This window comes from Segatella asaccharophila (assembly GCF_054687055.1).
Genome location: NZ_BAACAN010000040.1, coordinates 1 through 8,341, shown reverse-complemented (window position 1 = coordinate 8,341; position 8,341 = coordinate 1). Strand labels below are relative to the sequence as shown.

The 8,341-nt window shown below is 46.8% G+C and carries 4 protein-coding genes and 1 pseudogene; all 5 read left to right on the top strand.

What is annotated here, in order from left to right:
• Positions 1–188: pseudogene (locus tag ACYRYG_RS13025) on the top strand (hypothetical protein); the annotation flags it as partial.
• A gap of 220 nt (positions 189–408) precedes the next feature.
• Positions 409–2,925: a glycoside hydrolase family 31 protein gene (locus ACYRYG_RS13020; protein WP_460198448.1), complete on the top strand. Its 2,517-nt coding sequence runs from the start codon at positions 409–411 to the stop codon at positions 2,923–2,925.
• Positions 2,926–3,092: 167 nt separating this feature from the next.
• Positions 3,093–4,958 carry a glycoside hydrolase 5 family protein gene (locus ACYRYG_RS13015; protein WP_460198447.1) on the top strand — a complete coding sequence of 622 codons (1,866 nt, stop codon included), beginning with the start codon at positions 3,093–3,095 and terminating at the stop codon, positions 4,956–4,958.
• A gap of 437 nt (positions 4,959–5,395) precedes the next feature.
• Complete coding sequence (locus tag ACYRYG_RS13010; RefSeq protein ID WP_293430244.1) at positions 5,396–6,421, top strand: glycoside hydrolase family 43 protein; 1,026 nt, start codon at positions 5,396–5,398, stop codon at positions 6,419–6,421.
• Between the two features lie 36 nt (positions 6,422–6,457).
• Positions 6,458–8,233 (top strand): glycoside hydrolase family 2 protein, encoded by a 1,776-nt coding sequence (locus ACYRYG_RS13005; protein ID WP_460198446.1) that lies wholly within the window; start codon positions 6,458–6,460, stop codon positions 8,231–8,233.
• Positions 8,234–8,341: the final 108 nt, after the last annotated feature.

Below are 8,341 nucleotides of genomic sequence, written 5' to 3'. Positions count from 1 at the left end.
ATGATGATGGAAATGACTGGGTACTTTATCATGCCTATGATTTGAATCGTTCTTCTCCTGTCCGTTCCTTGATACTCAGCCAGGTGAAGTGGGTTGGCGGGTGGCCTGTCATTCATAATGGCACTCCCCCGGCTATTACGGAAACGCCTTATTTCAAAAGCGCTTATCGTGCTCCAATGACTAAGTAAATATTTTACAAGACTTTGATAATAGTTTTAAGTTTTTTCATCATTCAATGAAGTGCGATCATTCTTGTTGATCCACTTCCATTAAGTCAGAGAGTTGCAAATTAACTGAACTTCTGTAAATGGTTGATGACCATATATCAAGAACACAAGTCTTTCGAATTAATTACTATCTAATCATTAGCAGTATCATGAATGTAGTGGAATATAAAAATTATACTCAATGAAAAAAATATTATTTGTTTGCCTTATTTTACTGATCTCAACCGGAAAGGTTTTAGCTCAGGAATCGTCCAATGTGGCCTATAAGGATAATTCTGTTAGATTTACTGTTATTTCTGATGGAACACTCCGTATGGAATATTCTCCGAATGGAAAATTTACGGACAACCGCTCTTTCGTAGCCGTAAACCGACTCTATCCGTCTGTTAATTACAAACTGAAACAGGATAGGAAGAAAGTGGTAATCCGGACTGATAGGTTGATTCTGACTTATAGGAAAAACAGTGGGAAGTTTACTTCGTCCAACTTATCTGTAGTTTCTGCCAAGAAAACTTATCGGTTTGCCTGGAAACCTGGTATGAAGAATACAGGCAACTTAAAAGGAACCTACCGTACTTTGGATGGCTGTGACGGAAATATTCATGACGGAAAGCCCATTTCCCTTGGAGACGGCCTGCTCTCGACGGATGGCTGGACGTTGATAGATGATTCCAAAAACTTCCTGTTTGACAATTCTGACTGGCCCTGGGTGGAAAAGCGTAAGGGGGGTGATGCTCAGGATTGGTATTTCATGGCATACGGTCATAACTACAAGGAAGCCTTGAAAGACTTTACCCTATTCGCAGGAAAGGTCCCCATGCCACCCAAATATGCTTTCGGTTACTGGTGGTCCCGTTACTGGAGTTATTCTGATGACGAACTGCGGGATATGATCCATAAATTCAATACTTATAATATTCCCCTGGATGTACTGGTCATTGACATGGACTGGCATTATACCGAACAGGGTAAAGGCGGATGGACCGGATGGACGTGGAACCGGAGGCTGTTCCCTGATCCTCCGAAACTGTTGAACTACCTCCATTCCAATCAATTGGATGTAACTCTTAACCTGCATCCTGCAGATGGCATTGCTCCATACGAAGAACCCTATCCGCAGATAGCCAGGGATATGGGTATAGATCCGGCATCCGGTCAGACTATCCCTTGGGTTGCTTCCGACAAAAAACTCATGACAAATGTTTTCAAGGATATTCTGGATCCGATGCACCGTCAGGGAGTGAGTTTCTGGTGGCTGGACTGGCAGCAGTGGCCCTACGACAAGAAAGTAGACAGTCTGAGTAATACATGGTGGCTGAATTATGTCTTCTTCACCCATAGTCAGCGTGAAGGCCAGGACCGTCCGATGCTTTATCACCGCTGGGGCGGACTGGGAAACCACCGCTATCAGATAGGATTCTCCGGAGATACCAGAATCTCATGGAGGTCACTTGATTACCAGCCTTATTTCAATTCCACGGCATCCAATGTCCTTTATGGCTACTGGAGCCATGACATAGGAGGACACATGGGAGCAGACCATATCAATCCGGAACTGTTTGCCCGCTGGATGCAGTTTGGTGCCGTGAGTGCTATCATGCGTACACATACGACAAAGAACGCCAACCTGCGTAAGGAGCCTTGGGTATTCAACGATACGATCTTCAATGTGCTGCGCAATACGATTATCCAGCGTTACAGGATGAATCCTTATATCTATACCATGGCGAGAAAGACCTACGATACGGGTATTTCTCTCTGTCGGCCGATGTATTATGATTATCCCGATAACCAGGAAGCATACAACTTCAAGGATGAATATATGTTTGGTGACGATATGCTGATTGCGCCTATCACAGCACCGATGAAGGATGGGTATGCTGAGCAGAAAGTATGGTTGCCTGCCGGTAATGACTGGTATGAATGGGAAACGGGAACCCTGTTGAAGGGCGGCCAGACCGTGACCCGTTATTTTAAGATTGATGAATATCCTATCTATATCAAGGCTGGATCCATATTGCCTTTCCTGGGGCATGTGAAGAATCTGAAGGGCCTGGATGACGATATTTACGTCAATATCTTCCCCGGAGCAAAAGAGGGATCATTCTCTCTTTATGAGGATAATGGTAATGATAAGAATTATGCTACAAATTATGCACGTATTCCGCTGAACTATCGTTATAATGGCAATCAACTCACCGTGACGATCGGGGCTCGCAAGGGGCAGTACAAGGATATGCCTTCGGAGAGACAGTTGTATGTGTGTGTCAATTGCAAGGAAGCACCTGAGAGTGTAATGTGTGATGGAGAAAAAGCAACTTATACTTACGATGGGAATAGTCTGATGCTGACGGTGAAGGTACCTGGGACCTCATGCTCGGCTGAGAAAAAGATCGTCATTACCTATCCGGAGGGAACTGTTCCTGACCTGAACGGTTTTATAGGGACATCCCGTAGACTGCGTGATGCGGTCGTAGGCCTGAAGTATAAGGATGCCGGTATTGTACTGAAGGATGGTTTGGGTACAATGGCGTCTACAGGGATGAGCATTACTTACTATCCAGAGAAGTTCAATGTTCTTATGCAGGCCTTCAATGACAACCTGAAGAACCTGCCGGCGATCCTGAAAGACCAGAAGTTGAGCGATGCAGACTGCCAGTGGTTCTTCCACGAGGTGCTGGGACCTAATATTAAATAGTGTATGAGCTTACTTTAGAAAATGATATTCCCCTAACAGGATTCTTGTTTATGTCAGGTAAGGAAGGTTCTGTTAGGGAATATCATTTTCTAAAGTGGACTCGTGTATAGGAGTGGAGACCATTTTTCTGAATTTGATTTTTTGAGATTTATATCATTTTTATAATCATGAAGTATGTGAGGTCATTGTTGCCTGTTTTGTTGTTGATCAGTTCCTGTATTCCTGTTTGTGCCCGTGGACAGTGGTCGGAGCACCAGGCTTGGAAGTGGGAAAAGAAGGTTGGCGTGATAAAGGGTTTTAATCAGCCCGTCGCGCCTTATCCGGATATGCCGTTGGCGGTGATGTTCAGGAAAGCTCATCGTATTGGACTCAATAATGTGAGAATGTTCTTTGGAGGAAATGCTGATGAGGTGATCCGGAAAATCAAGCAGTATGCGGATGCTGCCTGCAAATATGGGATAACGATGTCACCGGTGCTGGCCGCTCCTGTTCCAGATACTTATTTTAACAGTCAGGGTAAAGACACGGCTTGCCTGAAGGTGACACGGGAATATACCCAGAGGGTAGTAGGAGCGTTTGCCAAGGATCACCGTGTCATTCTATGGGATTTGTATAATGAGCCTGGTAATGTAAACTTTAATCCTGGTGACAATCAGGAGAAATTTATACTTCAATTAAAGGTTATAGAAAAGATTCTGAAGTGGGCAAGGGAAACCAATCCGGTTCAGGCCCTGAGCTCTTCCATATTCTGGCGTGGCGATATTCTTGATGAGAATAAAGATGATGCAAGCCGGCTGGCCTGGAAAGTTGAGGGGATGATGGATGTCCATAATTTCCACGATTATGTATGCGGGGACCGGAAGGGAGCCTATACCCAGCATCTGATTGAAGTGCTAAAAGAAATAAGCAACCGCCCTCTTGTATGTACGGAGTGCCTTACCCGGGTGAATAATTCCGGCCTTGACCGCACTTTTGCCTGCTTTGCAAAAAATAATGTGCACTGGTATCTGTGGGGACTCTATATGTGTGATGCTAACTGGGATGTAAAATGGTCCCGTTCGGCTTATGATCCTTATGAACCTGGATTCCATAATATTTTCCGTCCGGACGGTGATGCCATTGATTATCGCGATATAGAACTTATCCGTAACTATCACTTTACACAGGGCGTATCTACGGATATTGGTGCTGAGTATACTTGCCGGTGGACATCGGACAGGGCATGGCGCTGGATGTCTTGCGGACCGGTAAAAGGTGAGAATGTCCAGCATATCGCTTCTATTGATTCTTCTGTCGTGCATGAGGGAATAAATAGTGTCAATATAAGATTACACTATAAGGATTATGCGGGGAATAAAGACTTGTTCTTTAAAAATGCCGATAATATTTTACGCAGAGCCCATTCTCTCAATATGACGGTGCTTTTTACCCTCCTTACGGATAGGGAGATCAATACATCTGATCAGGAACATCTGAAGAGGTACGTTTCTGAAACTATTCGCAGATATTATCATGATCCTCGTGTTGAGGCCTGGGATCTCTGGTTCCATCCGGGGGAGACCATAGAAGATACCTCTCTGGTCTCTGATCTCGTGAAGCGACTGTTCCGTGAGGCCCGTTATGAATATCCGAATCAGCCGGTAATGATGACTCCCTATGTAAAGGTAAGAGATTTTCCTGCGGATTTCAATTATCGGGGGGTATTCGTACACGGGCATCATGGTGGATGGACAGGATTGGTTTATGGCAGTGGCAGTAGCGATGCTATCACTTACCTGATCTGGAAGTTGAGTGACGTGATTGCTTTTTCCGGTATGCAGAGTGCCGGGCAGATTGGCTATTTGAAGGCTGTGGCTTACCGTTATGGCCGTCCGGTGTTCTGTACGTCATGGTCGACGGGAAACAGAAAGGGGGATACTGAAGTGCTGGATAATTTCTCCAGAAGCCATGTCTTTTGGTATTATGCTAATGAAAGCATAGGAGCAGATCTGATCAGCAATTTTCACTTCCTGCCTGTTTGTACTGAACATTGAAAGGGGCATACTTTAAAGATCATCAGGTGACTTTCAAGTTGTCTGGATACCCTGACGGGGGAAGATCTTATAAGTTATGTTCGCAGGTATGGAAGGGGCGTGAATAACCTTGGAATTTGATAAATAGACTGCAATTTTTGTCAAAAAGAAAAGGGTTAAGTAATTCTCCTCTATATTTGCATTAGAATAATGTGCAGACATCTATCCTTGAGAATATCTAATATGGCATGATTTCATTTTGTATAATAACGTAAATAATCCTTTATGCTTGAAGCATATTGTTTTCATGCATAATAGCAAGATCCCAAGGTTGAATGTTAGGAAAGAGGAACGGCAGGCAGAAGCTGCCGCCAATGACAAAACAGTAGAAAAATAGAATACTTATTATCAAGGCTCACTATGAAAGGAGTGGGCTCATTAAATTATAAAGCAAGGAAATGAACAGCAGGCGATGCATCTTATTGTCTTTAGCATTGTGCGCCATAGTTGCGTTTGGTAAATCATCATGTGTCAGGTATTACTCTAATCCGTTAAGGACAGATGACCGGAAGGCCATAGGAGTAGGGGATCCTTATGTCTACCGCTATAAGGGTACTTATTACCTGACGGGTACCGCCGCCATCCCGGACGGTCAGGGATTCCCCTGTTATACGTCCAGGGACCTGGTCACGTGGACTTACCGGGGGGACCTTTATAAAAAACCTGACCGCCATATCGGAAGCTCTGCCTTCTGGGCCCCGGAGGTAAAATACTACCGCCATAAATTCTATATGACCTATAGCTGTTATGTTCCTGAACGTCATCAGGCTCTGACCTGCCTGGCCGTGAGCGACGCTCCGGATGGACCTTTCAAGGACTTGCACACGCCCTGGTTTGATTTCGGGTATTCAGCTATCGATACTGATATTTTCATAGATAGCGACGGGACCCCGTACGTTTACTTCAGCCGTAACGAGACGGTGAACCATGTCGGGATGGGAACGCTTTATGCCGTGAGGATGAAGAGGGATCTTTCCGGCCCGGACGGCAAACCGGTATATATCTCGACGGCATCACAGCAGTGGGAGAAAGTAAACTGGGACAGAAACAGGTGTAATGAAGGGCCTTTCGTGTTTAAGAGGAGAAACAAATATTATATGACTTATTCTGCCAATGATACGGGGTATGGGCATTATGGCATAGGGGTAGCTGTAGCGGATCATCCCTTGGGACCATGGGTCAAGGATGCTCATAATCCGTTGATGACTACGGATCTGGATAAGGGGATCTCCTCCCCCGGACATAACTCAATCGTACGGGCCCCTGATGGAGACTTGTATATCGTTTACCATCGCCATGCTGATGCCTTCTGCAAGAAACCTAACTGGGACCGTGTGGTCTGTATGGACCGTCTCTATTTTGACAGGAAAGGAAGGCTGAGGACGGACGGTCCTACCAGTGCTCCTCAGAAAATCAGATGGTAGTCATCACAAAAGAATGAATGAAAATCTTGTTGCCTTATGAATAGAAATTTGCTGCTGGCTGTCCTGCTTTCATGGGTGTCACTATCCGTCCCGGCGGAGGCAATGTCCAATGTGTATGGCCGTAACTGCCGCTCTCTGAATGGGAAATGGTCGGCGATCATAGACTGGTATGACGAGGGGGAGCCGATGCGTATTTTTGAAGACCGGAAACCGACGGGGGCAACGGGGCGTAATGAATATTCCTTCGAGGGTGCCCTCCACCTGGATGTGCCCGGTGACTGGAACTCGCAGGATCCCCGGCTGGAGTATTATGAGGGCACGGTATGGTATGCCCGTCACTTTAAGGCTTTTCCTGGGACTGGTAAACGCAGGTTCTTGTATTTCTGTGGCGTGAGCAACCGTTGCAGTGTCTATCTCAACGGGAAGAGGATCATGTCTCATGAGGGGGCTTTCACGCCGTTTCAGGTGGAAGTCACCCGAGCCTTGAAAAGGGGTGACAACTTCCTTGTCGTCAGGGTGAACAACCGCCGTGAGAAGGGCGCACTTCCGGCGATGTCGTTCGACTGGTGGGACTATGGGGGCATTACACGGGATGTGATGCTGGTGACCGTACCGGAAATCTATATCAGGGATTATTTCATACAACTGGATAAGCATGAGAAGGACTTGATCCATGCGCGGATCTCCCTTTCCGTCCATAAGGGCGGTGAACCTTTGAGACTGGATATACCGGAGTTGAAACGGAGCCTTTCCATGAGGACGGACTCGGATGGTACGGCCTCCGTATCCTTCCGTGTAAGGAACCTGGTCCGCTGGTGTCCGGACTGTCCCCGGCTGTACAGGGTAACACTGTCGTCATCCCTTGACCGTGTAAGTGAGGAGATCGGCTTTCGGAATATAGAGGTGCGGGGCACGAAGGTCCTGCTGAACGGTAAACCGGTATTCCTGAGGAGCGTGGCTTTCCACGAGGAGATTCCTCAGCGTAAGGGGAGGGCCTTCAGTGAGGATGATGCACGGATGCTGCTGGATGAAGCCAGGACCCTTGGAGTGAACATGGTTCGCCTGGCGCATTATCCCCAGAATGAGTATATCGTCCGTGATGCGGAGAGGATGGGGATCATGCTCTGGGAGGAAATCCCGGTGTGGCAGTCTATAGACTTCACGGACAGTTCCACCCTGTCAAAGGCGCGCCGGATGCTCTCGGAGATGATTGGCCGTGACAAGAACAGATGTGCGGTCTGTTTCTGGAGTATATCCAACGAGACACGGGATACGCCGGCGCGGAATGCCTTCCTCTCCTGCCTTCTGCGCACGGGGAAGAGCATCGATACGACCCGCCTGTATACGTCGGCCTTTGACCTGGCCTATTTTGACAAAAAGGCGGGTGAGTTCGTCATGCATGATGGCTTCTACCGGAACTTGGATATGGTCGGGATCAATAAGTACATGGGATGGTATGCCCCGTGGCCTGAAGCGCCTTCTGATTGCCGCTGGGATGTGGCCCCGGGGAAACCGGTATTCATCTCGGAATTCGGGGGAGGAGCCTTGTACGGCCATGAGGGGAAGGATACGGTGGCGGATGATTGGAATGAGGATTATCAGGAGAAACTGTACCGTGATAATCTCCGTATGTTTGGAAATATCAGTAACCTGTGTGGAATATCACCATGGATATTGTTTGATTTCAGAAGCCCGAACCGCTTCCAGCCGGTCTACCAGGATGGATGGAACCGGAAGGGACTGGTCTCGGACCGTGGGCAGCGGAAAAAGGCGTGGTACGTGATACATGATTATTATATGAAACGTACATGATTGTCTTTCGCCAAAGGGAATGAAAAGGGATTTTTTGTATCTTTGCCACAGTATAAATCCTTTAATCCTTTAGATATGGCGAATCAGAAGCAAGAAGTCTCCTTTTCA

Bases quoted from the DNA above. Each gene is read 5' to 3' on its own strand.
- ACYRYG_RS13010 (WP_293430244.1), top strand. From the start codon at position 5,396: ATGAACAGCAGGCGATGCATCTTATTGTCTTTAGCATTGTGCGCCATA.
- ACYRYG_RS13015 (WP_460198447.1), top strand. From the start codon at position 3,093: ATGAAGTATGTGAGGTCATTGTTGCCTGTTTTGTTGTTGATCAGTTCC.
- ACYRYG_RS13005 (WP_460198446.1), top strand. From the start codon at position 6,458: ATGAATAGAAATTTGCTGCTGGCTGTCCTGCTTTCATGGGTGTCACTA.
- ACYRYG_RS13020 (WP_460198448.1), top strand. From the start codon at position 409: ATGAAAAAAATATTATTTGTTTGCCTTATTTTACTGATCTCAACCGGA.